The sequence below is a fragment of the Alsobacter sp. SYSU BS001988 genome (genome assembly GCF_054796215.1).
In genome coordinates this window covers 284,749-308,372 of the sequence record NZ_JBTAMK010000005.1, presented here as the reverse complement: position 1 = coordinate 308,372, position 23,624 = coordinate 284,749, and the positions used below count along the sequence as shown (strand labels likewise).

General features: G+C 69.5%; 22 protein-coding genes. 13 read left to right on the top strand and 9 right to left on the bottom strand.

The genetic code is table 11. From position 1 onward, the window contains the following. Positions 1-5 precede the first annotated feature (5 nt). Entirely contained in the window at positions 6-683 is a 678-nt protein-coding gene (locus ACYVO7_RS13055) for a GntR family transcriptional regulator (protein WP_460450253.1), read from the bottom strand. 158 nt (positions 684-841) lie between these two features. Here ACYVO7_RS13055 and ACYVO7_RS13050 point away from each other — a divergent pair, with 158 nt between their 5' ends. Next, positions 842-1,636 (top strand): alpha/beta fold hydrolase, encoded by a 795-nt coding sequence (locus ACYVO7_RS13050; RefSeq protein WP_460450252.1) that lies wholly within the window; start codon positions 842-844, stop codon positions 1,634-1,636. Positions 1,637-1,666: 30 nt separating this feature from the next. On the opposite strand, the gene ACYVO7_RS13045 is transcribed toward ACYVO7_RS13050, so the two are convergent. The 4 genes from ACYVO7_RS13045 to ACYVO7_RS13030 all read right to left on the bottom strand — a co-directional run bounded on the left by ACYVO7_RS13045 (position 1,667) and on the right by ACYVO7_RS13030 (position 4,774). Further along, positions 1,667-1,846 carry a hypothetical protein gene (locus tag ACYVO7_RS13045; RefSeq protein WP_460450251.1) on the bottom strand — a complete coding sequence of 60 codons (180 nt, stop codon included), beginning with the start codon at positions 1,844-1,846 and terminating at the stop codon, positions 1,667-1,669. Between the two features lie 109 nt (positions 1,847-1,955). Further along, the gene (locus tag ACYVO7_RS13040; protein WP_460450250.1) at positions 1,956-3,191 is read right to left on the bottom strand and encodes a cysteine desulfurase-like protein; all 1,236 of its coding nucleotides are present in this window, start codon (positions 3,189-3,191) and stop codon (positions 1,956-1,958) included. Positions 3,192-3,237: 46 nt separating this feature from the next. Further along, entirely contained in the window at positions 3,238-3,909 is a 672-nt protein-coding gene (locus ACYVO7_RS13035) for an amino acid ABC transporter permease (protein WP_460450249.1), read from the bottom strand. 58 nt (positions 3,910-3,967) lie between these two features. After that, positions 3,968-4,774 (bottom strand): transporter substrate-binding domain-containing protein, encoded by an 807-nt coding sequence (locus tag ACYVO7_RS13030; protein ID WP_460450248.1) that lies wholly within the window; start codon positions 4,772-4,774, stop codon positions 3,968-3,970. A 153-nt stretch (positions 4,775-4,927) separates the two neighbouring features. Here ACYVO7_RS13030 and ACYVO7_RS13025 point away from each other — a divergent pair, with 153 nt between their 5' ends. Beyond that, positions 4,928-5,632: a FadR/GntR family transcriptional regulator gene (locus tag ACYVO7_RS13025; RefSeq protein WP_460450247.1), complete on the top strand. Its 705-nt coding sequence runs from the start codon at positions 4,928-4,930 to the stop codon at positions 5,630-5,632. 4 nt (positions 5,633-5,636) lie between these two features. Here ACYVO7_RS13025 and ACYVO7_RS13020 read toward each other — a convergent pair whose 3' ends face one another. Next, complete coding sequence (locus tag ACYVO7_RS13020) at positions 5,637-7,544, bottom strand: ABC transporter ATP-binding protein (protein ID WP_460450246.1); 1,908 nt, start codon at positions 7,542-7,544, stop codon at positions 5,637-5,639. A gap of 129 nt (positions 7,545-7,673) precedes the next feature. Here ACYVO7_RS13020 and ACYVO7_RS13015 point away from each other — a divergent pair, with 129 nt between their 5' ends. From ACYVO7_RS13015 to ACYVO7_RS12965, 11 genes are all read left to right on the top strand, one after another. Then, the gene (locus tag ACYVO7_RS13015; protein WP_460450245.1) at positions 7,674-8,474 is read left to right on the top strand and encodes a DeoR/GlpR family DNA-binding transcription regulator; all 801 of its coding nucleotides are present in this window, start codon (positions 7,674-7,676) and stop codon (positions 8,472-8,474) included. A gap of 104 nt (positions 8,475-8,578) precedes the next feature. Next, the gene (glpD, locus tag ACYVO7_RS13010; RefSeq protein WP_460450244.1) at positions 8,579-10,126 is read left to right on the top strand and encodes a glycerol-3-phosphate dehydrogenase; all 1,548 of its coding nucleotides are present in this window, start codon (positions 8,579-8,581) and stop codon (positions 10,124-10,126) included. Beyond that, the gene (locus ACYVO7_RS13005; protein WP_460450243.1) at positions 10,123-11,208 is read left to right on the top strand and encodes an ABC transporter ATP-binding protein; all 1,086 of its coding nucleotides are present in this window, start codon (positions 10,123-10,125) and stop codon (positions 11,206-11,208) included. The genes glpD and ACYVO7_RS13005 overlap by 4 nt, the downstream gene beginning before the upstream one ends. Positions 11,209-11,218: 10 nt before the next feature. Then, positions 11,219-12,310, top strand: a complete 1,092-nt coding sequence (locus tag ACYVO7_RS13000; RefSeq protein WP_460450242.1) for an ABC transporter ATP-binding protein — start codon at positions 11,219-11,221, stop codon at positions 12,308-12,310. Further along, the gene (locus ACYVO7_RS12995) at positions 12,307-13,197 is read left to right on the top strand and encodes a carbohydrate ABC transporter permease (RefSeq protein WP_460450241.1); all 891 of its coding nucleotides are present in this window, start codon (positions 12,307-12,309) and stop codon (positions 13,195-13,197) included. The genes ACYVO7_RS13000 and ACYVO7_RS12995 overlap by 4 nt, the downstream gene beginning before the upstream one ends. Continuing rightward, entirely contained in the window at positions 13,197-13,994 is a 798-nt protein-coding gene (locus tag ACYVO7_RS12990) for a carbohydrate ABC transporter permease (RefSeq protein WP_460450240.1), read from the top strand. Before ACYVO7_RS12995 ends, ACYVO7_RS12990 begins: the two co-directional genes overlap by 1 nt. Then, entirely contained in the window at positions 13,994-14,272 is a 279-nt protein-coding gene (locus tag ACYVO7_RS12985) for a DUF2160 domain-containing protein (protein WP_460450239.1), read from the top strand. The genes ACYVO7_RS12990 and ACYVO7_RS12985 overlap by 1 nt, the downstream gene beginning before the upstream one ends. Positions 14,273-14,343: 71 nt before the next feature. Beyond that, on the top strand, positions 14,344-16,101 hold the full coding sequence (locus ACYVO7_RS12980; protein ID WP_460450238.1) for an ABC transporter substrate-binding protein: 1,758 nt from the start codon (positions 14,344-14,346) through the stop codon (positions 16,099-16,101). 499 nt (positions 16,102-16,600) lie between these two features. Continuing rightward, the gene (locus ACYVO7_RS12975) at positions 16,601-17,602 is read left to right on the top strand and encodes a helix-turn-helix domain-containing protein (RefSeq protein WP_460450237.1); all 1,002 of its coding nucleotides are present in this window, start codon (positions 16,601-16,603) and stop codon (positions 17,600-17,602) included. Between the two features lie 198 nt (positions 17,603-17,800). Next, complete coding sequence (locus ACYVO7_RS12970; RefSeq protein ID WP_460450236.1) at positions 17,801-18,274, top strand: Ros/MucR family transcriptional regulator; 474 nt, start codon at positions 17,801-17,803, stop codon at positions 18,272-18,274. Positions 18,275-18,453: 179 nt separating this feature from the next. After that, positions 18,454-20,820, top strand: a complete 2,367-nt coding sequence (locus ACYVO7_RS12965; RefSeq protein ID WP_460450235.1) for a glycoside hydrolase family 31 protein — start codon at positions 18,454-18,456, stop codon at positions 20,818-20,820. 11 nt (positions 20,821-20,831) lie between these two features. Here the strand turns inward: ACYVO7_RS12965 and ACYVO7_RS12960 are convergent, their stop codons facing one another. The 3 genes from ACYVO7_RS12960 to ACYVO7_RS12950 are packed head-to-tail and all read right to left on the bottom strand — an operon-like array spanning position 20,832 to position 23,608. Beyond that, positions 20,832-21,107: a hypothetical protein gene (locus ACYVO7_RS12960; protein ID WP_460450234.1), complete on the bottom strand. Its 276-nt coding sequence runs from the start codon at positions 21,105-21,107 to the stop codon at positions 20,832-20,834. A 60-nt stretch (positions 21,108-21,167) separates the two neighbouring features. Further along, positions 21,168-22,034 (bottom strand): alpha/beta hydrolase, encoded by an 867-nt coding sequence (locus ACYVO7_RS12955; protein ID WP_460450233.1) that lies wholly within the window; start codon positions 22,032-22,034, stop codon positions 21,168-21,170. 50 nt (positions 22,035-22,084) lie between these two features. Further along, positions 22,085-23,608 carry a carboxypeptidase M32 gene (locus ACYVO7_RS12950; RefSeq protein WP_460450232.1) on the bottom strand — a complete coding sequence of 508 codons (1,524 nt, stop codon included), beginning with the start codon at positions 23,606-23,608 and terminating at the stop codon, positions 22,085-22,087. Between the last annotated feature and the right edge of the window lie 16 nt (positions 23,609-23,624).

Genomic DNA, 23,624 nt, shown 5'->3' with positions numbered 1-23,624 from the left:
AGCGCCTACGGAACGACGGCGAGGCGGGAGAGGGCGGCCAGGACGCGCTTGCGCGCCCGGGCCACGTGATCGGCGAGGAGGCGTCCGGCGGCGCGGCCGTCGCGGGCCTGCAGGGCGTCGATGATCGCGCCGTGCTCGGCGACCAGCCTCTCGCGCCCCTCGGGCGAGGACTGGTTGACGCTGACGATCACGAGCCGGTCGAACTGCTCGATGAGGTCCACGGTCGCGTCGCGGAGCCGGCGGTTGGCCGACAGGCCGGCGATCGCGATGTGCAGGTCGCGGTTGTAGACCACGAAGGACGGGGCGGGGTCGTTGCCGGGAAGCCCCGCGTAGCGCTCGAGCGAGCGATAGGCGTCCAGCCTGCCGAGCGCCTCGTCGGTCGCGCGGCCGACCGCGTCGCGGGCGCAGGCCGGCTCCAGGATTGCGCGCAGGTCGAACAGGTCCGCGGCGTCGGAGAGCGAGATGGCCGCGGCCTGGTAGCCCTTGCGCGGATGGACGACCACGAGGCGCTCGGTTTCGAGCCGCAGGAGGGCGTCGCGGATGGGCGACTTGGAGACGCTGAAGCGGTCGGCCAACTCGCCTTCGCGCAGCTCCGCGCCGGGCGCGATGGTGCAGTCGAGGATCTGACGCCGCAGCTCGCGGTGCACCTCGTCACGCATCAGGGACTGCGTTTGCGTCGACATGTGGAATATCATACAAGCCAATTCGGCTCGCACAAGGGGCGGATCGGGGCAAACTGGGGCCATTCGGACGGCATCTCGCCGGGAAGCGGCTTGGCGGCTTGGCGTCTGGGCGTCCTCGTCCGAGACAGTGAAATATCATGTTGGGAGGATTGACGACGATGGCGGACGTCAGAACGATCGAGATCAGCGGATCCGGCCTGACGGCCGCGCAGGCCGGGGCGGGCCCGGACCTGCTCGTCATTCACTCCCTCCTGGCGGATCGGGCGGCCTTCGACTCGGTGCTGCCGTGGCTGGCCGAGCGCTTCAGGGTCACGCTCGTGAACCTGCCGGGCTTCCATGGCTCGCGGGTCATCGAGCCGGGCATCGACGCCTATGCGGACCATGTCGCGACGGTGTTCGACGGCGCGGGGATCGCGCCCGGCGCGACCGTGCTGGCCAACGGCTTCGGCGGCACCGTGGCGCTGGCGATGGCGCTGCGCCACCCCTCCCTGGTCGGCCGCATGGTGCTGTCGGACGCGGCCGCCGGCTTCCCGCCCGCCGGCGCGGACGCCTTCCGGATCATGGCCGAGAAGGTGACGGCGGAGGGGATCGCATCGGTGGCGACCATCTCGGCCAACCGGGTCTTCCACCCGGCCTATCTGGCGCAGCACCCCGAAGCGGTGGACGAGCGCCGCGCCGTCCTGCTGGCGATGCAGCCAGCCGCCTTCGTGGCGGCCTGCAGGACGCTGATGGGAACCGATCTCGTGCCGGAGCTCGGCCGGATCCAGGTTCCGACCCTGGTGGTCTGCGGCGAACTCGACGCCGCCACGCCGCCGGCCCTGTGCCGGCAGATCGCCGACGGCGTGCCGGGCGCGACCTATCTCGAGCTGCCGGGCTGCGGCCATTGCCCGCCGCTCGAGCAGCCTGAGGCCTTCATCGCGGCCGTGCGGGACTTCCTGGCCGCGGCGGCCTGAAGCTCCGCTTCGCCGGGCGTCCGGCGCGGCTCAGTGCACAGCGGAGCTCGTGGGCGCGGTCGCCTCGGTCTCGGCCTCGGCCGCCAGGGCCTCGGCGGTGGCGGGCTCGGCCATCATGACGGTGGTGAGGCCGCGGCGCTGGGCCTCCATCAGGGCGCCGACCAGCCAGGTGGTCAGCGCTTCGTCGTCCATCTCGTCGAAGGCGGGCATGGGTCGTCCTCCGGCCGCCGTCCCGGATCGGGACGTCCACAACGGCTGTGGCGGGATCGAGCAACGCGCGTGCCGCGCGTCGCGTCCCGACGGCTCAGCCGCGCGGGCGTCAGGCCAGCGCCTGGTCCAGCGCGCCGATCAGCCGGTCGACCTCTTCCAGGGTGTTGTAGTGCACGAGGGACGCCCGGATCACGCCGGAGCCCTCCGCCAGCCCGAGATTCTCCACCAGCCTGCGCGAGTGGAAATCGCCGAAGCGGATGCCGACCTTGTGCGGATCGACCGCCCTGACCACCTCGGCGGAGTCGCGGCCCGCCGCCTTGAAGGAGATGGTCGGCGCGCGCACGGCGCGGTCGGCCGTGCGGGGACCCACGATGCGGACGTCGTTGCGGGCCCGGAGCCAGGACAGAAGGCGCTCGGCCAGGGCCTCCTCGTGCCGGGCGATGGCGTCGAAGGCGCGGACCACGGCGGGGCGGCCCTCGCCGCCGCCCAGCTTCTCCAGATAGTCGACGATGCCGACGCAGCCCCAGGCGAGCTCGTAGTTGGTGTTGCCGGGCTCCAGCTTCCCGGGGACTTTGTCCTTGCCGTAGAACCAGTGATAGAGCCCGTCGAGATCGAGCAGCCGCTCGTGGCGCCCCCACATCACGGCGAAGTGCGGCCCGTAGACCTTGTAGAACGAGAACACGTAGTAGTCCGCCCCGGACGCCGCGACGTCGACGGCGCGATGGGGCGCATAGGCGACGGCGTCGACGCAGAGCTGCGCGCCCGCCGCATGGACGCGCGCGGCGATCTCCGCGACGGGGTTGATGGCGCCCAGGATGTTGGAGGCGTGCGTGACGCAGACGAGCTTCGTGCGCGGGTTCAGGAGCGCGTCGAGCTGGCCAAGGTCGATCTCGAAGCTGCCGGGATCGATCGCCCAGGTGCGGAAGACGACCCCGCGCTCCTTCAGCTGCAGCCAGGGGCCGATATTCGACTCGTGATCGAAATCCGTGACGATCACTTCGTCCCCGGCCTGGAACTGGCTCGCCATCGCGGCGCAGAGATTGCGCATGAGTTGCGTCGTCGACGGCCCGAGCACGACCTCTTCGGCGCGCTCCGCGCCGATCAGGGTGGCGATGCGGGCGCGCGCCTGGGCCAGCCGCTCCGTGGCGTGGACCGAGGCCTCGTAGCTCGCGCCATGCTGGACGCTGGTGGTGAGCAGGTAGTCGGAGATGCGGTCCGCCACGCCCTTGAGCACGAGCGACCCGCCGGCGTTGTCCATATAGGCCCAGTCGCCGAGCGCCAGCGCGGGAAACTGCGAGCGGACGAAGTCGAGGTCGAGCGTCGGGGGCGAGGAGACTGGGCTCATGGCGGGGGTCCGTGGTGCAGGGTGGGGCGGCGAGGACGGCGCCGGATCAGCGCCGGCCGATGGCCCAGCTCTTCTCCATGTGGCCGACGAGGCGCACGAGGGGCAGCAGGATGAGGACATAGATGCCGGCGGCCGCCATCAGGGGCGTCGGGTTGGCGGCGAGCGCCTGGGCTTGCGTCGCCTGCTTGAGCAGGTCCGGCATGGCGACCACCGAGGCGAGGGCGGTGTCTTTCAGGACGTTGATGGCGTTCGACGTCATCGGCGGCACGACGATGCGCAGCGCCTGGGGCAGCACGACCTTCGACATCACCAGCCAGGGCGGGAGGCCCAGCGCGCGCGCCGCCTCGAACTGACCGGAGGGCACCGCCTCGATGCCGGCGCGGAAGATCTCGGCGCTGTAGGCGGCCGCCACCATGGAGATCGCGCTCATGGCCGAGGTGAAGGCCGAGAGCCTCAGCCCGGCGAAGGGCAGCGCGTAGTAGATGACGATCAGCAGGACCAGGATCGGGATCGCCCGGAAGAGGTCGATATAGCCGATCGCAAGCAGGCGCCACGGCGTCGCGGCGTAGAGGCGCACCAGCGCCAGCGCGAGCCCGAGCAGGAAGCCGGCCACGATGCTGCTAACGCCGAGCAGCAGCGTGGTGCTCAGGCCCGACAGGATCAGCGGCAGCGTCTCCAGGAAGACGCGGCCGTTCAGGAACGTCTCGAAAATGTCCATGCCGGGTCCTGGCGGCCGGGGGAGGGCTCAGGGCCCGCCCCGGCCCGCTTCGGTTCGATCAGAGCTTGGGGATCTCGAGCACGGTGGCGGTGGCCATGCCGACATCCGGGTCGGTTCCGAACCACTTCTTGTGGATCGCGGCGAGGGAGCCGTCCTTCTTCATGGCCGTGATCGCGTCGTTGATCTTGGGCAGGAGGGGCGAGTTCTTGGCGGTCATCACCGAGTATTGCTCGGTGGTCTTGATCCGCTCGACGACGGCGAATTGCGGCTTGTCCTTGATGTAGTAGAGCAGCGCCGGAATGTCGGAGACATAGCCGTCGATGCGGCCGGCCGCGAGGTCCAGCATGGCCGGGTTGAGGCCCTCGTAGCGGCGGATCTCCTTGACCTTGGTGGTCGCCTGGTTCTGCGTCGCCCACATGTCGCCGGTCGAGCCCGTGTCGACGCCGATGACCTTGCCCGCGAGGCCGGCCACGTTCTTGACGCCCGACGCCTTCGTGACGGTCAGCGACTGGTCGCTGTCGTAGTAGGGCTGGGCGAAGGCGACGCTCTCCAGGCGCTTCTTGGTGATGGTGATGGACGAGACCGCCGCGTCGATCTGGCCGGACTGCACGGCCGCGAACAGGCCCTGGAAGGGGATGTTGACGATCTCGGCCGTCATGCCGTTGCGCTTGGCGACCTCGTTCACGAGGTCGATCTCGAAGCCGACGGACTTGCCCTGCGCGTCCTGGAACTCCCACGGCACGTTGCCGATATTGGCGCCCACCTTGAGCGTGGACTGGGCGTTCGCCGATCCCGCCAGCCCCAGGGCGATCGCGATGGCGGCGGTTGCGGTTCTCCAGGCGTGCCCCAACGTGGCGTGACGCATGTGAAAGTCTCCCCTCTCGCCGGCACTGGTCTGGCCGGTCTGACCAGTGCATAGTGATGGCCCCGGACCGGTCCGGTCAAGCCGATAGACGCGTCAGGCGGCGCCTCCCCGGAGCGCAGTCCGCCTTCGCGTCGCGCACAGGAGGACCCGCACGTGTTGGATGCGTTCGTGGCCCATCAGCGGCCCAGTCCCAGCAAGACGCCCCATGACGTCGCGGCCAAGATCCAGCAGCAAATCGTGGACGGCACGCTTCGGCCTGGCGACAGGCTGCCGGCCCAGCGCGGGCTCTCGGAGACCATGGGCGTCAGCCGCGCCTCGCTGCGGGAGGCTCTGTCCGTGCTGGAGACGCTGGGGCTGATCGACATCAGGCCCGGGCTGGGCGTCTTCGTCGCCCATCCGGCGTCGGGCGGTCCCCGCGGCCGGAGCCTGGACGCCGGCTCGGCGCGCGACGTCTATGAGGCGAGGCTCGCCTTGGAGGGATCGGCGGCCGCGCTGGCGGCCGAGAGGATCGGGCAGGAGCAGCTGGCGCATGTGGCCGCCCTGGTGGAGGACATGACCGAGGCGATGCGCCGTTCGGACCTCGTCGCCATGGCGGCCTGCGATTCGGCGTTCCACGACGCCATCATGGAGGCGGCGCGAAACCCGCTGCTGGCGAGCATGTACCGCTCCGCCCGCGCCGCCATGGAGGAGACGCAGCGCGCCCCGATGGCCGGGCGCGCCACGCTGGCCGAGACCGTGTCGGAGCACCGGGCGATCGTCATGGCGCTGGCGAGCGGCGACCCCGCAGGCGCGATGGCGGCGATGCGGCGCCATATCGCCGGCTCGGCCCGCCGCCTCGGCGTGGCGCTCTCGATCTGAGGCGTCAGCGGTAGCCGGCGGCCTGCAGCTCGAAGAGCTCGGCGTAGCGGCCCCGGGCTCGGACGAGGTCGTCATGCGAGCCTTCCTCGACGACCCGGCCGCCCTCCACCACGACGATGCGGTCGGCCATCCGGACGGTGGAGAAGCGGTGCGAGATCAGCACCGCCGTCCGGCCGCGGGATAGGTCGCCGAAGCGCTGGAAGACCTCGAACTCGGCGCGCGCGTCGAGCGCCGCGGTGGGCTCGTCCAGGATCAGGATGTCGGCGTCCCTCATATAGGCGCGGGCGATCGCGATCTTCTGCCACTCGCCGCCGGAAAGGTCGTAGCCGTCGCTGAAGCGCTTGCCGAGCGGCTGGTCGTAGCCCTGCGGCAGCCGGGCGACGACCTGGTCGGCCAGGCTGCGCTCGGCCGCGTCGCGCACCCGGACCTGGTCCTGCGCCTCGGCGATGCGGCCCATGCCGATATTCTCGCCGGCGGTGAAGTGGAACCTCACGAAGTCCTGGAAGATCACGCCGACATGGCTGCGCAGCTCCGCCAGGTCGTAGTCGCGCAGATCCCGGCCCTCGAGCAGGATGCGGCCTTCCGTCGGGTCGTAGAGCCTTGCGAGGAGCTTCACGATGGTGGTCTTGCCCGCGCCGTTCTCTCCCACCAGGGCGAGGACCTCGCCGGCCTTCAGGGTGAGGTTCAGGCCCCGGACGGCCCACCGGTCCGTGTCCGGATAGCGGAAGCCGACATTCTCAAAGGTCACCCCCCGCCGGATCGGGCTCGGGAAGGGCAGCGCGTGGGCGGGCGAGAGAATGTCCGGCTTGATGTCGAAGAAGGAGAACAGGTCGTCGAGATAGAGCGCCTGCCCGGCGATCTGCGAGAAGCCGAGCAGCAGGCCTTCGAGCAAGGTGCGCAGACGCAGGAAGGAGCCCGCCAGGAAGGTGAGGTCGCCGAGGCTGAACTGCCCCTGCACGGTCCGCAGCGCGATCACCGCATAGGCGACGTAATAGGCGAGCGCGCCGAGCGCGGCCAGGCCGCCCCCCCAGGCGGCGCGGCGCACCGCCAGGCGGCGGTTGTCCCGGTACATGGCGTCGGCGTAGCGCCTGAACCGCTCGACCAGGAAGTCGTTGAGGCCGAAGAGCTTGACCTCCTTCACGGTCTCGACGCTGGAGCCGAGATAGCGCACATAGTCCAGCTTGCGGCGCTCCGGCGTGCGGAAATAATTGAGCCGGTAGCCCTGGGCGTTGAAGTGGATCTCGCCGATCAGCGCCGGCGCGAGGGCCGCCAGCAGCATGAGGATCAGCAGCGGCTCATAGGCCATCAGCCCCGCCGCCAGCGAGGCGACGGTGACGAGATCCTGCGCCTGGCCGAAGAGCTGGGTGAGCAGGGTGGTGCGCCCGGTGACCTGCCGGCGGGCCCGCTCCAGCCGGTCCTGCTGATCGGTGTTCTCGAAGTGGGCGAGGTCCAGCGTGGCCGCATGGCGCATCAGCCGGATGCTGGCGTGGTTGCTGTAGAGTTCGGCCAGCAGGCTGTCGACGAGATTGCTCGCCCGGGCGAGCGCGTCCGCCACGATGGCGAGGCCGAATTCCGCGCCGACCAGTAGGCCGAGGCGCGCCAGGCGTCCGCTCGCCAGCCAGTCGGACAAGCCGGGGCCGGGAGCGCCGGCGCGGGTCTGGAGCACGACCTCGTCGATGATCAGCTTGCCGACATACAGCGCCGCCACGGGCAGGAGCGCCCGGCTGAGGCGCAGGAGCATGCTGCCGAGGGTGAGGGAGGGGCTCGCCTCCCAGACGAGGCGGAACAGGGCCGGGATCCGCCGCAGCGCGCCGAGGCGGGCGCGCCAGGTCTGCGTCCCGGGCGGCGGCGGACGGTCCCCGGCCGGGGGGCGCGCTTGGGGGGCTGCGGGGCTGGCGTGAGCTGACGTCATGGACGCCCTAAGGTGGGGCCGCGGCGACGCCTTGTCGACCGGCGCGCGGAAAGACGCGGTTCACGCGCGATTTTGACTGAAACGCGCGCAAATCGAAGCTATGCTCGCACAGAAGCCGGAGGGAACCGGATGCAGACCCTGTCGCCTCGCCAGAGCGAGATCATCGGGCTCGCGCGCATGCAGGGGCGGGTCAGCGTCGACGACCTCGCGTTGCGCTACGAAGTCAGCCCCCAGACCATCCGCAAGGACCTCAACGAGCTCTGCGACCAGCGGATCCTGTCGCGCGTCCATGGGGGCGCGGTGGTGGCGTCCAGCGTCGAGAACCTGGCCTATGAGGCGAGGCGCTTCATCGCCCGGGACGAGAAGGCCGCCATCGGGCGCGCGGCGGCGTCGCTCATCCCCAACAACGCATCCCTGTTCATCAATATCGGCACGACCACCGAGGAGGTCGCGCGCTGCCTGAAGGATCATGCGGGACTGCTTGTGATCACGAACAATCTGCACGTGGCGACGCTGCTCTATCCGCATCCCAAGATCGAGGTGATCGTGGCGGGCGGGCCTGTCCGGCGGTCGGACGGCGGGGTCGTGGGCGCGGCGGCCATCGACCTCATCCGCCAGTTCAAGGTGGACTATGCGGTGGTGGGGACGTCCGCGATCGATCCCGAGGGCGTGCTCCTGGACTTCGACTATCGCGAGGTGCGGGTGTCGCGCGCCATCATGGAGAACGCCCGCAAGACGCTGCTCGTGGCCGACAGCCTGAAATTCGAGCGCTCGGCGCCGGTGCGCATCGGCCATCTGGGCGACGTCGACATGTTCGTGACGGACCGCGTGCCGGCGGAGCCGATTCGCGAACTGTGCCGCCGCGAGTCGATCGAGGTGATCGAGACCGGCCCGCCGGCGTCGGCGCCGGGCGCGGCGGCGGCGGACTGATTTCGTTTTTGGTTTCGTTTTGCGATTGCGCGCAACCTGGACACTGGTAGTCTGGCGGTCAAGCGAGGGCTGACTCGCGCAGGATGGCGCAGGGAGGACGCTGAGTGACGGACGAGACGTTCGATCTCGCCATCATCGGAGGCGGCGTGAACGGCGCCGGCATCGCGCGGGACGCGGCCGGCCGCGGCGCGTCCGTGGTGCTGTTCGAGCAGAACGACCTCGCCAGCGCCACCTCGTCCGCCTCGACCAAGCTCATCCATGGCGGACTGCGCTATCTCGAATATTACGAGTTCCGGCTGGTCCGGGAGGCGCTGAAGGAGCGCGAGGTGGTCTGGGGCATCGCCCCGCACATCGTGTGGCCGCTGCGCTTCGTGCTGCCCCACCACGCCGGCCTGCGGCCGGCCTGGCTGCTGCGGCTGGGGCTGTTCCTCTACGACAATCTCGGCGGCCGCAAGCTGCTGCCGGCGACCCGGACCCTGGACCTCACGCGCGATCCGGCCGGGCGCCCTTTGAAACCGATCTTCGCAAAGGGTTTCGAATATTCCGACGCCTGGGTGGAGGACGCCCGGCTCGTGGTGCTGAACGCCATGGACGCCGCCGAGCGCGGCGCCTCGATCCGCACCCGCACCCGGGTGGTCGGCGCCCGGCGCGCCGAGGGCCTCTGGCGGATCGAGACCGTGACGCAGGACGGCGAGAGCGGCGTGACGTTCGCCCGGACCCTGGTCAACGCCGCCGGCCCCTGGGTGGCGGAGGTCGCCAACGCCACGCTCGGATCCAACATCCCGGCCGCCGTCCGGCTCGTCCAGGGCAGCCACGTCGTGGTGCGCAAGATCTTCGACGGCGACCAGTGCTACATTTTCCAGAACTCCGACAACCGCATCGTCTTCGCCATTCCGTATGAGCGGGACTTCACGCTGATCGGGACGACGGACAAGGACTTCTCGGGCGACCCCTCGACCGTCGCCGCGAGCGAGCAGGAGGTCGAGTATCTCTGCCAGGCGGCCAGCGAGTACTTCAAGGCGCCGGTGAGCCGCCAGGACGTGGTGTGGACCTATTCGGGGGTGAGGCCCCTCTATGACGACGGGGCGTCCAAGGCCCAGGAGGCCACCCGCGACTATGTGCTGACGCTGGACGCGCCCTCGGACGGCGCGCCGATGCTGTCGGTGTTCGGCGGCAAGATCACCACCTATCGCAAGCTCGCCGAGGCGGCCCTGGCCAAGCTCGACGGCCTCCTGCCGGCGGCCGGCAAGCCCTCATGGACGGGCGGCGCGCCGCTGCCGGGCGGCGACTTTCCCAAGACCGGCTATGACGACCTCGTGGCCGAGACGGCGCGGCGCCGGCCGTGGCTGCCGGCCGGCCTCGCCCGCAGGCTCGTGCGGGCCTACGGCACGCGCACGGAGCGCCTCCTGGGCGACGCGCGCAGCTTCGCGGATCTCGGCCGCGTCTTCGGCGCGGACCTGACGGAGCGCGAGGTGCGCTACCTCATGGACGAGGAGTTCGCCCGGACGGCGGCCGACGTGCTCTGGCGGCGCAGCAAGCTCGGCCTGCGGCTCACGGCCGACGAGCAGGCCGCGCTGGCCGCGTTCATGGACCGTCGCCGTCCCGCCCCGGCGAGCCAGGCGGCGGACGCCGAAAGGCAGGCCGCGCCATGACGCTCGAACTCCAATCGGTCGGCAAGGACGTGGGTCCCGACACCCATCTCGACGACATCTCGATGACGCTCGGGAACGGCTCGCTCAACGTGCTGCTGGGCGCCACCTTGGCCGGCAAGACCTCGCTGATGCGGCTGATGGCGGGGCTCGACGCCCCCAGCCGCGGCCGCATCCTCGTCGACGGCCGGGACGTGACGGGACTGCCGGTGCAGAAGCGAAACGTCGCGATGGTGTACCAGCAGTTCATCAACTACCCGGCCATGACGGTGTTCGAGAACATCGCATCGCCGCTGCGGGTCGCCGGGCGGAGCGCGGCGGAGATCCGCGCCAAGGTGGGCGAGGCCGCCGCGATCCTGAAGCTCGAACCCTATCTGGACCGCAAGCCGCTGGAGCTCTCGGGAGGCCAGCAGCAGCGCACCGCCATCGCGCGGGCGCTCGTGAAGGGCGCGGACCTGGTCCTGCTCGACGAGCCGCTCGCCAATCTGGACTACAAGCTGCGGGAGGAATTGCGCGAGGAGCTGCCGCGCATCTTCGCCCAGTCCGGCGCGGTCTTCGTCTACGCGACGACCGAGCCGTCCGAGGCGCTGCTGCTGGGCGGGGCGACCGCGACGCTGTTCCAGGGCCGGCTCACCCAGTTCGGCCCGACCGCGGAGGTCTATCGCCGGCCGCGCGACCTCGTCACCGCGCAGGTCTTCTCCGATCCGCCGCTGAACCTGATGACCGGCGCCCGCCATGGCGGGATGGTGTCCCTCAGCACCGGCCAGGTGGTCGCCACCTCGGGTCCCTTCGCCGGCGTTCCCGACGGGCGCTACGACCTCGGCTTCCGGGCGCATCACCTGGGCCTCGAGAGGACCAGCGCCGACGCGATCCCGCTGGCCGCCACGGTGTCGGTGGTGGAGATCACCGGGTCCGAGAGCTTCGTCCACATGGATGTGGGCGGGCACCGCTTCGTGGCCCTTGTCCCCGGGGTCCACCGGCTGGAGCCCGGCTCCACGCTCACCGCCTATGTGGAGCCGCGCCGCCTGTTCCTGTTCGATCCGTCCGGCCGCACCGTCGCGGCCGATTTCGCACTCGCCGCGTGAGGACGACGCCTTGGCCCGCATCACGCTCGACAAACTGGCCCACTCCTACAAGGCCAACCCGCGCGGCCCGGAGGACTTCGCCCTCAAGGAGATCGACCATGTCTGGCGCCAGGGCGGCGCCTATGCGCTGCTCGGGCCCTCGGGCTGCGGCAAGACGACCTTGCTGAACATCATCTCCGGACTGGTCGAGCCCACCCACGGGCGCATCCTGTTCGACGACCGGGACGTGACGCGGCTGCCCACCGAGGCGCGCAACATCGCGCAGGTGTTCCAGTTTCCGGTGGTCTACGACACCATGACGGTGCGGGAGAACCTCGCCTTCCCGCTGAAGAATCGCGGCGTCGACGCCAGGGCGGCCCGGGTGCGGGTGGAGGAGATCGCCCAGCTCCTCGACCTCACGCCGCATCTGGACCGGCGGGCGAGCGGCCTCACGGCGGACGCCAAGCAGAAGATCTCGCTCGGCCGCGGACTGGTGCGGCCCGACGTGGCCGCGATCCTGTTCGACGAGCCGCTGACGGTGATCGACCCGCATCTGAAATGGCAGCTGCGGTCGACCCTGAAGGAGCTTCACCGCAAGCTCGACCTGACGATGATCTACGTCACCCACGACCAGACGGAGGCGCTCACCTTCGCCGACACGGTCGTGGTCATGCATGACGGCGCGGTGGTGCAGACCGGCGCGCCGGACGAGCTCTTCGACCGGCCGGAGCACGTCTTCGTCGGGCATTTCATCGGCTCGCCCGGCATGAACGTGCTGCCCTGCCGGGTGGAGGGCGCGACGGCCTATGTCGACGGCGCCGCGACGCCGCTGTCGCGCAGCTATCCCAGGCTGCCCGACGGCGCGCGCATCGAACTCGGCGTGCGGCCGGAATTCGCCACGCTGGAGACGGGCGGCGAGGGCCTTTCCGTGCGCATCCGCCGGATCGACGATCTCGGCCGCTCGCGCATCGCCAGGGTCGAGCTGGGCGGCAGGACGATCGCGGCCTCGGTGGCGGAGGACGCCAGCTTCGACGGCGACCAGGCGATCCTGAGGCTGGATCCGGCCAGGATCCACATTTATGCGGACGGGCGCCGGGTGGCCGGCGAGGAAGGCGCGGCATGATCAAGCCCGTCAACCAGATGGCGTGGCTGCTGGTGCTGCCGGTGATGCTGATCGTGGCCTTCTCGGCCGTGATCCCGCTGATGACCGTGGTCAACTACTCGGTCCAGGACACGTTCGGGAACAACCAGTTCTTCTGGAACGGGGTGGGCTGGTTCGTCGAACTGCTCGATCCCTCGACCGATCTCGGGGGACGATTCTTCGCCTCGCTGTGGCGCAACCTCGCCTTCTCGGCCATCATCCTGGCCATCGAGGTGCCGCTCGGCATCGTGATCGCGCTCTCGATGCCGCGCGAAGGCTGGCGCGTGGCCGCCACCCTGGTGCTGATGGCGCTGCCGCTGCTGATCCCGTGGAACGTGGTCGGCACGATCTGGCAGATCTTCGCCCGCAGCGACATCGGCCTGCTGGGCGCGGCGGTGAACAAGCTCGGGATCGACTACAACTACGTGTCGAATCCGCTGCACGCCTGGGTGACCATCGTCACCATGGACGTCTGGCACTGGACGTCGCTCGTCGCGCTGCTGTGCTACGCCGGGCTGAAGTCGATCCCCGACGCCTACTACCAGGCGGCCCGGATCGACGGGGCTTCGCGGTGGGCGGTGTTCCGCACCATCCAGCTGCCGAAGATGCAGCGCGTGCTCCTGATCGCGGTGCTGCTGCGCTTCATGGACAGCTTCATGATCTACACCGAGCCTTTCGTGGTGACGGGCGGCGGGCCGGGCAACTCCACCACCTTCCTGTCCATCGAACTGGTGAAGCTGGCGCTCGGGCAGTTCGACCTCGGCAAGGCGGCGGCGCTGTCGATCGTCTACAACCTCATCATCCTGGCGGTGTGCTGGGTCTTCTACACGGTCATGACGTCGGCCGACGCCAAGCAGGGAGCGGCCTGATGCGCGGCGGACGGTTCATCATCGTGCTCTACATCGTGCTCCTGATGGCGCCGATCTACTGGCTCATCAATATGAGCTTCAAGACCAACACCGAGATCACGACGACGCTGACCCTGTTTCCGCATGGCCTGACCTTCGACAACTACAAGAAGATCTTCACCGATCCGAGCTGGTACAACGGCTATATCAACTCCATCAAATATGTGGCGCTGAACACGATCCTGTCGATCTCCTTCGCGCTGCCTGCCGCCTATGCGTTCTCGCGCTACCGCTTCCTGGGCGACAAGCACCTGTTCTTCTGGCTGCTGTCGAACCGGATGGCGCCGCCGGCCGTGTTCGCGCTGCCGTTCTTCAACCTCTACTCGGCGATCGGCCTGTTCGACACGCCCTGGGCCGTGGCGCTGGCGCATTGCCTCTTCAACGTGCCGCTGGCGGTGTGGATCCTGGAAGGCTTCATGTCCGGCGTGCCGCGCGAGATCGACGAGACGGCGGCGATCGACGGCTACTCCTTCCCGCGCTTCTTCGTGAAGATCTTCATCCCGCTGATCGCCAGCGGCATCGGGGTGGCGGCCTTCTTCTGCTTCATGTTCTCCTGGGTGGAGCTGCTGCTCGCCCGCACGCTCACCTCCGTCAACGCCAAGCCGATCGCCGCCACCATGACCCGCACCGTCTCGGCGGCGGGCATGGACTGGGGCGTGCTGGCGGCCGCCGGCGTGCTGACCCTGATCCCAGGCGCGCTCGTGATCTGGTTCGTCCGCAACTACATCGCCAAGGGCTTCGCCCTGGGGAGGGTGTGATGGATTTCGCCTGGATGGCGTGGACCTGGCAGACCGCCCTGTTCTTCGCCGGCATCGCCCTCGCGCTGGCGACCATGACCGCGCTGGGGATCATGCGGCCCGAGAGGGCGCGCGTGGGGGTGCTGACATTGCCCACGACGCGCGGCGACCGGCTGTTCATCACGCTGCTCGGCGCCGCCTTCATTCATCTGGCCTGGCTCGGCCTCGTCGGCCACGACGTCTGGGCGGCTTCCATCCTCTCCCTTCTCTACGCCGCAGCGGTGTTCCGCTGGGTCTAGAGCGGCTGCAACACGTCAAGACCGCCAGCAAGGCGGCGATCAAGAACGACGCTTTCACAGGAGGAATGACGATGACGACGCGGATTGACAAGCGCGGTTGGATTGCGGGGGCGAGCCTTTTGGCCTTGATGCTGGGCGCCGGTTCGGCATGCGCCGGGATGGACGAAGCCCGCAAATGGGTCGACCAGGAGTTCCAGCCCTCGACGCTGACCAAGGATCAGCAGCTCAAGGAGATGGAGTGGTTCATCAACGCCGCGAAGCCCTTCGCCGGCATGGAGATCAACGTCGTCTCCGAGACGATCACGACGCATGAATACGAGGCGAAGACGCTCGCCAAGGCCTTCAGCGAGATCACCGGGATCAAGCTCACGCACGACCTCATCCAGGAGGGCGACGTCGTCGAAAAGATCCAGACGCAGATGCAGTCCGGCAAGAACATCTATGACGGCTGGATCAACGACTCCGACCTGATCGGCACCCATTTCCGCTACAAGCAGGCCGTGAACCTCACCGACTGGATGGCGGGGGAGGGCAAGGACGTCACCAATCCGGGGCTCGACGTCGACGACTTCATCGGAAAGTCCTTCGGCACCGCCCCGGACGGCAAACTCTATCAGCTTCCGGTGCAGCAATTCGCCAACCTCTACTGGTTCCGGTACGACTGGTTCCAGCGGCCCGACTTCAAGGAGAAGTTCAAGGCCAAGTACGGCTACGAGCTGGGCGTTCCGGTGAACTGGTCCGCCTATGAGGACATCGCCGAGTTCTTCACCAACGACATCAAGGAAGTCGATGGCGTGAAGGTTTTCGGCAACATGGACTACGGCAAGAAGGACCCGTCGCTCGGCTGGCGGTTCACGGACGCCTGGCTGTCCATGGCGGGCAACGGCGACAAGGGCATCCCGAACGGCCTGCCGGTCGACGAGTGGGGCATCCGCATGGAGGGCTGCCGCCCGGTCGGCTCCTCCATCGACCGCGGCGGCGACACCAACGGCCCGGCGGCCGTCTACTCGATCACCAAATACATCGAGTGGCTGAAGAAATACGCCCCGCCGCAGGCGCAGGGCATGACCTTCGGCGAGGCCGGCCCGGTGCCCGCCCAGGGCAACATCGCCCAGCAGATGTTCTGGTACACCGCCTTCACGGCCGACATGGTGAAGCCCGGCCTGCCGGTGATGAACCAGGACGGCACGCCGAAGTGGCGCATGGCTCCCTCGCCCAAGGGCGCCTACTGGAAGGACGGCATGAAGCTCGGCTACCAGGACGCCGGGTCCGCCACGCTGCTGAAGTCCACCCCGGTCGACCGCCGCAAGGCGGCCTGGCTCTACCTGCAGTTCATCACGGCCAAGACCGTGAGCCTGAAGAAGAGCCATGTCGGCCTCACCTTCATCCGTGAGAGCGACATCTGGGACAAGAGCTTCACCGACCGGGCGCCGAAGCTCGGCGGCCTGATCGAGTTCTACCGCTCGCCGGCGCGCGTGCAGTGGACCCCGACGGGCAACAACGTCCCCGACTACCCGAAGCTCGCGCAGCTCTGGTGGCAGAACATCGGCGACGCCTCCTCGGGCGCGAAGACGCCGCAGCAGGCCATGGACGCGCTCGCGGCGGCGCAGGACGCCGTCATGGAGCGCATCGAGAAGTCGGGCGTGCAGGGCGAATGCGGCCCCAAGCTGAACCCGAAGACCTCGGCCGAGGAGTGGTACGTGAAGGCCGAGAAGGCCGGCACGATCGCGCCGCAGCGCAAGCTGGCCAACGAGAAGCCGAAGGGCGAGACGATCGACTACGACACCCTGATCAAGAGCTGGCCGGCCACTCCGCCCAAGAAGGGCTGAGCCTTCTCCCGGCGGCCCCCTGGGCGGGGCCGTTCAGAACGATGCGATGGGCCGGGAAATCTCCCCGGCCCTTCGCGCGTCGCCATCCACAGCGCAGAGTTGCAACCTGCGATGAACGTCGTTCGCTGCTAGGGTTGCTCGCCTTAGAATTTTCAAGGTCTTGCGCTCGGGTAAGCGTCGCGGCCGAAAAGGGGGCGGCGGGCCTCTTAAACCGTCGAATGGGTTCGGGTTCGTACGGGGGCGGACACAACCTTCATTGTCGAGAGGGGTTATCCACCATCGAGAGGAAGTGTGGGGCTGCGTTCTCGTGGCTTCTGGGGCTGCACGGGGAGCATAGGGTGAAAGCGTGATCCAGACAGCAAAGCGTCGCGTGTTGGTCGTTGAAGACGACTTTTTCATCGCATCCGATCTCGCTTCCGCGCTGCGAGGGATGGGAGCGGAGGTCGTCGGGCCTGCGCCGAATCGGAACGCCGCTATCGAACTCATCGATAAGCAGCCGGTGAACGCGGCGGTCCTGGACATCTGCCTGGACGGCGACTCCGTCTATCCGCTGGCGTCCGAACTGCGGACCCGCGGCATCAATTTCGTCTTCGCGACAGGCTATAGCGACACCGTGATCCCGGCGGAGTTCCGCGGCATCCCGTGTTTCGAAAAGCCCATGCGGCCGCTCGACCTGGCCCGCTCGGTCCTCGACAACGCCTCCGCCAACCGGGAGGTCGACGTCCGCGCGAACACGCTCCTGTCCCGCATGCCGGACGACGAGTTCGACCGCTTCCGCCCGCATTTCAGCTGCGTCCAGACCAAGAAGGGCGCGACGCTCTTCAACCCGGGCGACAAGATCGACCAGATCTTCTTTCCGCTCAGCGGCATCTGCTCGCTGGTAGTGGGCGACGACCCGGTGGCGATCGAAGCCGGCATGATCGGGCGCGACGGCATGCTCGGGGCTTCGCTGCTGATGGGCGTGACCCGGCTGCCGATGCGCTGCGTCGTCCAGATCGAAGGCGAGGCGCTGGCCATCGCCGCCGACCAGTTCCTGGCCCGCCTGCGCAGCTCGCCCCGCTCCTGGGCGCTGCTGCTGCGCTACCAGCATTACCTGCATCTGCAGACGAACTACTCGCTGCTCGGCACGGGCGCGGGCAGCATCGAACAGCGCGTGGCGCGCCTCCTGCTGATGCTGTGCGACCGAATCGGCGACGACATCCCGATCATCCACGACGTGATGTCGACCATGCTTCACGTGCGCCGGGCAGGCGTCACCCAGGCCCTCCACATCCTGGAGGGCAACGGCGCGATCAGGGCCCGCCGGGGCAGGGTCAGCATCCGCTCCCGCGAAGGGCTCGAGCAGGTCGCGGGCGTGGCCTATGGGCCCGCCGAGACGGAGTATGAGCGGTTGATCGGCGTTCCGCTTCGGGCCGGCGGCCACGCCTCCCGCGAAGGCGTCGACCGTGCTCAACCCGCAACTGGGCAGGATCGCGCTTCCGCGCGGCATGGACTCGCCTGATTGAGGGCCTCGTCGAGCGTCGAAACACCCGTAGATTTGCAGGATTGGCCGGCCGGCGGCGCGGCCAGTTCTTCGCTCCACTCCCGCCAGCGCCAAAATGACGCGGAGAGTGCGCAGAATCTCTCGATTCTGCGTTGAGACCCCTATTCATCTTCTTCATCCGGGCCTATAGAGGCGCTCTCAACATAGGAGAGCAAAGTGTCCGACGACACCAATAACAGGCTCGACTTGGTCGCCGACATCGTTTCGGCCTACTTGTCGAACAACATGCTTCCCGCCGGCGAGATCGCCGGGCTGATCGCTTCTGTTCACACCGCCATGCAGGGCGTCATGAACGGCAAGACCGAAGAGCCTGTCGTCGAGCTCAAGCCTGCGGTTCCGATCAAGAAGTCGGTGACGCCGGATGCGATCATCTGTCTTGAGGACGGCAAGGCGTTCAAGTCGCTCAAGCGTCACTTGATGACGAAGTACGGCATGACTCCCGCCGAATACCGCACCAAGTGGGGCCTTCCCAAGGACTATCCCATGGTGGCGCCGAACTATGCCGCGGCCCGCTCGGCCCTGGCCCGCAACATGGGCCTGGGCCTGGACCGCCGGAAGGCGGCCGAGCCGGAGCCCGTCGCTCCCGCTCCCAAGGCCAAGAAGCCCCGCAAGGCCAAGGCCGACGCGTAAAGGCTGGGCGCGCGCGCCGAGCTCCGGCGCTCCGCGCCTGACGCCGCGAGCGCGCGCATCGTTCCGGAGCCGCCACGGCGGCTCCGGACCACTTTCGACTTCGCATCCGGCGCGATCCCGTTCATTGTCCGCTTGCTGCGCCGCAGAGCGCACGACGCCATGGACGACGGGAGAGACGCATGAAGGCCCTGACCCACGGTCGCATCCTGGGGCGGGACGGCCCCTGGGCGCTGTTCGCGCTCGACCACGGGGCCGAGCTGCGCGTCGCCATTCTCGAACACGACATCGGCCGGGTGTTGCTGAAGCCTGCGGGCGGCTATCGGCTCGATCGCGGCTGGTCCATCGCGCCCGGCCGCCTGGAGCCGGCCTATGCGGGCCGCCTGCGGGAGGACCTGACGGGCTTCGCCTGCCCGCCGGCGGCGCTCGCCGAGGCCGACGGCGTCGCGACGCTCTCCGTCGAGGGAGGGCTCTCGGCCGTCGTGACGCTGGAGCCCTTCTCCATCGCCTGGCGCCGCGCCGGAGAGGATCGGCCCTTCCTGCAGGACCGGCGCACGCAGGCCTATTTCGCCTCGCGCCAGACGAAGGCTTTTTCGCACTTCACCGCGCGGGACGCGGGCCACCGGCATCACGGCCTCGGCGACAAGGCCGGTCCGCTCGACCATACCGGGCGGCGATTCAGGATCGACGCGGTGGATCCGTGCGGCTTCGACGCGGAGACGAGCGATCCGCTCTACAAGGCGATCCCCTATGTCCTCGTGGAGGACGGCTCCGGCGCGCACGGCCTCTATTACGACAACCTCGCGGTGGCGGAGGTCGATCTCGGCGCCACCATCGACAACTATCACGGACTGTTCAGATCCTACGCGGCGCAGGATGGCGACCTCGACTTCTATGTCCTCGCGGGGCCGGGCGCGGCCGATGTGACGCGCCGCTTCTCCTGGCTGACCGGCGGGCAGGCCTTTCCGCCGAAGTGGTCGCTCGGCTTCGGCATGACGTCGATGACCATCGCGGACGCGCCCGACGCCGATGCGCGGGTCACCGGCTTCATCGAGACCTGCCGCCGGCACGACATCCCGTGCGACAGCTTCCATTTCGGGTCGGGCTATACGTCGATCGGGACGCGCCGCTACGCCTTCAACTGGAACCGCGAGAAGTTTCCGGACCCCGCCGGAACCATGGAGCGGCTGAAGCAGGCCGGCATGCAGCCGGTCACCAATCTGAAGCCCTGTCTGCTGGACGACCATCCGAGGCTGGACGAAGCGCGCCGCAAGGGCGTGCTCGTCACCGACGGCGAGACCGGGGAGCCGGCCGAGGCCCAGTTCTGGGACGGTCTCGGATACCATGTCGACTTCACCAACCCGGCCGGCCGCGACTGGTGGCGGACCGGGATCCAGACCGCGCTGCTCGACTACGGCGTGGTCTCCGTCTGGAGCGACAACAACGAGTATGAGATCTGGGACGAGGACGCCCGGTGCCATGGCGACGGCCGGCCCTTCCCGCAGCACTTGGCCCGGCCGGCGCAGCCCCTTCTGATGACCAAGGTCGCCTTCGAGGCGCAGGCGGCCCATGCGCCGGGCAAGCGGCCCTACACGATCACGCGCGGCGGCGCGGCGGGCATCGCGCGCTACGGGCAGACCTGGTCCGGCGACAACGAGACGGCGTGGAAGACGCTGCGCTTCAACCTCGCCCAGGGGCTCAATATGAGCCTCTCCGGCCTCTACAATATCGGCCACGACGTCGGCGGCTTCCACGGTCCGAGCCCCGGGCCCGAGCTGTTCTGCCGCTTCGTGGAGTTCTGCTCGCTCTGGCCGCGTTTCGTGATGAATTCATGGAAGGACGACGGCGTCGTCAACCTGCCCTGGATGCATCCGCAGGTCTTGCCGCAGGTGCGCGAGGCGATCGCGCTGCGCTATCGGCTGGCGCCCTATCTCTACACTTGTCTCTGGAGCGCCGCCGCGACCGACGAACCGGTGGTGCGCCCGCTGTTCCTGGCCTTCCCCGAAGACGCCGGCGCGGCCACCGTGCAGGACAGCTTCATGCTCGGGCCGGACCTGCTGGTCGCGCCCGTGCTGGAGGAGGGCGCTGTCGCGCGGGAGGTCTATCTCCCCGAGCACCCCGGGGGCTGGCACGATTTCCGTGACGGAACGGCCTATGCGGGAGGCGAGGTCGCGCGCGTCGAGGCGCCGCTCGGGCGGCTGCCGGTGTTCGCCCGCGCGGGGGCGCTGACGCCCGTCTGCGTCGCCGGGAGCGCCATGGTTCCGGCGCGCGACGTCGGGCGGGAACTGCTTATCTTCGGCGACGATCCACGCGGGTCGGCCGCTGCGCTCTACGAGGACGATGGCGAGACGGCCGCCTGGCGGGACGGCGGCGGCCTCGCCCTTCGGTTCGCCCTGACGCGCGACGGCGCCGCGCGCCGGCTCGCGATGACGGCCGACGGCCGGGGGCGGCCCGCCTTCGACCGGATCGCCGTGCGGATCATGGCCGGGCCGGCCGACGTCCAATGGTCGGCCGAGCCCCTTGGGCCCGTGCGGCTGGACCGCGCCTGAGGCGCGGCCGCTCAGCGGTAGCGGCGCGCGCGGTGGTGCTTCACCCGGTGAGACCGGTAGGTCCGGACCGAGGTGCGCTGCGGAACGCCGAGCACGCCCTTGACGCCGCCCGCCACGCCGCCGACGACGCCGCCGCCGACCGCGCCCACGGCGCCGCCGACCGGACCGGCCGCGCGATTGCCGATCGCCGCGCCTTCCTGGGCGCCGCGCGGGATGCCCTGAGCCTGGAGCGAGGCCGGAACCATGGCGGCCGCGATCGCGATCGCAATCCAATAACGCTTCTTCATGTCTGAACCTCGTGACCCTTGTACCTGATGGCAACAGGCGCGGCGGCGCTTCGGTTCCGTTCAGGTCTCCTGGATAAAGCGCACGACGTCGTCCAGGACCGGCGCGCGCTCCCGGAAGGGCTTCGAGAGGGCCAGGAGCAGGCCCACATGGGTCTCGCCCTCATAGACGCGCTCCACCACGGGGACGCCGAAGCCCCGCAGCCGGGCGGCGAGGTTCAGCGTGTTGCGGGGGTAGACCGTCGTGTCCCGCGAGCCCGTGGCCAGGAAGGAGGCCGGCGCGCCCCGGCCCGCGACCGAGACGGGCTGGGTCTCCTGCAGGCGGGGCCACTGGCCGAAGGCCGCGACCGTGGCGGGCGCGTCGAGGGGCAGGAAGTCGTAGGGCCCGGCCAGCCCGACGAGGCCGCGATAGGGCCGCCCCGCCAGGCCGGCCGCGCGCGTGAAGCGGGGATCCAGCGCCGCCATCGCGGCCGAATAGGCGCCGGCCGAGTGACCCATCGCGAAGACGCGCCGCGGGTCGCCGCCATGGCGGCCGATCTCGGCCTTCACCCAGCGCGTCGCGAGAGCCACGTCCTCGACGAAGCCGGGGAAGCGCACCTGCGGGACAAGGCGGTAATCCATCACGACGGCGACGACGCCCCGCGCGGCGAGCGCCCGGCCCACGAAGGCGTAGTCGCCGCGGTCGCCGCTGTTCCAGGAGCCGCCATAGACGAAGAGGGCGACCGGCGCGCCGCGCCCGGCTCCCGCGCCCGGACCGTAGACGTCGAGCCGGTGCCTGGGATCGGGCCCGTAGGCGGCGCCCGACGCCGTGAGCCTCGCGCCGTCGTCCACCGGGATCACGGCGTTGTAGACGCCCAGGGCCGAGCAGCCGGAGAGCGCGGGGGCGAGAAGTCCGGACAGGATCAGGGCGCGGCGGTTCAGGTTCGGCACGGGACGTCCTCTGGGGGCGTCCTGAGTACGGGCCGAAGCCTCGGACGGTTTCAGGCCGCCGCCGCGGAGTCGCCGTAGCGGGCTTCCAGATGGCGGAGATAGGGCGCGGGATCGAGGCCGCGGCCTGTGGCGTTCACCAGGAGCTCCTCGCGCGACCGCCGCCGTCCGTGGCGCCAGACGCGCTCGCGCAGCCAGCCGGCGAGGGGGGCGTAGTCGCCCGTCCGCAATCCGTCGGCGACGGCGGCCTCCCGCGTCGCCGTTTCGAAGAGCTGCGCGGCCATGACGTTGCCCACCGTGTAGGTGCAGAACGACCCGATCATGCCGGACGACCAGTGGATGTCCTGCAGGACGCCCTGCCTCGGGTCCGGCGCGTCCAGGCCCAGCCGCGCCTTCACGGCGGCGTTCCACGCCTCGGGAGCGTCCGCGACGGAGAGGCGGCCATTCGTGAGGGCGGCCTCCAGCTCGACCCGCAGCATGATGTGGAGGTCGTAGGTGAGCTCGTCGGCGTCGGTGCGGATCAGGCCCGGGTTCACCGTGGTGACGGCCCGGTGGAAGGCGCCGGCGTCGACGTCGGACAGAGCTTCGGGAAAGAGCGCCCGCAGGTCTCCGAAGTGCAGCTCCCAGAAGCGCCGGCTTCGGCCGACATGGTTCTCCCACAGCCGCGACTGCGACTCATGCGCCCCAAAGCTCGTCCCGCCGACGGCGTAGAGGCCCACGAGATCGCTGGCGAACACCGTGCGGGTGAAGGCCGGGTCGACGTTCTGCTCGTAGAGACCGTGGCCGGTCTCGTGGAAGGCGCCGAACAGCGCGGGGCTGAGGAAGGACTCGTTGTAGCGGGTCGTGATGCGCACGTCGCCGCGCGTGAAGGAGATCTCGAAGGGGTGGACCGTGCTGTCCAGCCGGCCCCGGTCGAAGTCGTAGCCGAAGCGGCGCGAGAACAGCAGCGCGGCCTCGCGCTGCTTCTCGACGGGGAAGCGCCGGCGCAGGATGGCGGCCGCGTCCTGGGGCCGCCGGCGCGCGCCGGCGAGGATGCGGGCTTCCCCGGCCTCCAGCGTGGCGAAGAGCCGGCGCAGGCTGGAGAGGGTCTCGCCCGGCTCGTAGAGGCCGAGCAGGGCGTCGTAGGGGTGCTCGGTCCAGCCCAGGGCGTCGGCGTAGTCGCGCGTGTTCCGGACGGTCTCGGCGAGCCAGGGCTCGAAGATGGAGTAGTCGTTGCGCTCGCGCGCCTCCACCCAGGCGGCGTTGGCGCGGGCCCGCACGGCGGCGCGCCGCTCGATGAGGTCGGCGGGAACGCGGCGGTGCAGGTCGACCGCCCGCCGGATTTGGCGCAGCGCCTCGCGGTCGTCGTGGTCGTCCGGCAAGGAGCGGGCCTGCGCCTCCGCCGCCTCGAGGTCGCGCAGCATCCCGTCGGAGGCGAGCTCGTCGCGCGCCAGCCGGGTGATGGTGGCGATCTGCCTGCCCCGGCTCTCCGCGCCGCCGGACGGCATCATGGTGCGGGAATCCCAGACCAGGAGGTTCAGCGTGCAGAGCAGGTCGGAGACGGTGGCGATGCGGTTCTGGACGGCTGACAGGGTCATGGAATCCGACTCGGGT

Excerpts from the sequence above, each read along its gene's own strand:
- ACYVO7_RS12950 (WP_460450232.1), bottom strand. The coding sequence starts at position 23,608 with ATGACCCTGTCAGCCGTCCAGAACCGCATCGCCACCGTCTCCGACCTG.
- ACYVO7_RS13020 (WP_460450246.1), bottom strand. The coding sequence starts at position 7,544 with ATGACGTCAGCTCACGCCAGCCCCGCAGCCCCCCAAGCGCGCCCCCCG.
- ACYVO7_RS12980 (WP_460450238.1), top strand. The coding sequence starts at position 14,344 with ATGACGACGCGGATTGACAAGCGCGGTTGGATTGCGGGGGCGAGCCTT.
- ACYVO7_RS12985 (WP_460450239.1), top strand. The coding sequence starts at position 13,994 with ATGGATTTCGCCTGGATGGCGTGGACCTGGCAGACCGCCCTGTTCTTC.
- ACYVO7_RS13050 (WP_460450252.1), top strand. The coding sequence starts at position 842 with ATGGCGGACGTCAGAACGATCGAGATCAGCGGATCCGGCCTGACGGCC.
- ACYVO7_RS13035 (WP_460450249.1), bottom strand. The coding sequence starts at position 3,909 with ATGGACATTTTCGAGACGTTCCTGAACGGCCGCGTCTTCCTGGAGACG.
- ACYVO7_RS13045 (WP_460450251.1), bottom strand. The coding sequence starts at position 1,846 with ATGCCCGCCTTCGACGAGATGGACGACGAAGCGCTGACCACCTGGCTG.
- ACYVO7_RS12960 (WP_460450234.1), bottom strand. The coding sequence starts at position 21,107 with ATGAAGAAGCGTTATTGGATTGCGATCGCGATCGCGGCCGCCATGGTT.
- ACYVO7_RS12995 (WP_460450241.1), top strand. The coding sequence starts at position 12,307 with ATGATCAAGCCCGTCAACCAGATGGCGTGGCTGCTGGTGCTGCCGGTG.
- ACYVO7_RS12990 (WP_460450240.1), top strand. The coding sequence starts at position 13,197 with ATGCGCGGCGGACGGTTCATCATCGTGCTCTACATCGTGCTCCTGATG.
- ACYVO7_RS13015 (WP_460450245.1), top strand. The coding sequence starts at position 7,674 with ATGCAGACCCTGTCGCCTCGCCAGAGCGAGATCATCGGGCTCGCGCGC.
- ACYVO7_RS12965 (WP_460450235.1), top strand. The coding sequence starts at position 18,454 with ATGAAGGCCCTGACCCACGGTCGCATCCTGGGGCGGGACGGCCCCTGG.
- ACYVO7_RS13055 (WP_460450253.1), bottom strand. The coding sequence starts at position 683 with ATGTCGACGCAAACGCAGTCCCTGATGCGTGACGAGGTGCACCGCGAG.
- ACYVO7_RS13040 (WP_460450250.1), bottom strand. The coding sequence starts at position 3,191 with ATGAGCCCAGTCTCCTCGCCCCCGACGCTCGACCTCGACTTCGTCCGC.
- ACYVO7_RS13030 (WP_460450248.1), bottom strand. The coding sequence starts at position 4,774 with ATGCGTCACGCCACGTTGGGGCACGCCTGGAGAACCGCAACCGCCGCC.
- ACYVO7_RS13005 (WP_460450243.1), top strand. The coding sequence starts at position 10,123 with ATGACGCTCGAACTCCAATCGGTCGGCAAGGACGTGGGTCCCGACACC.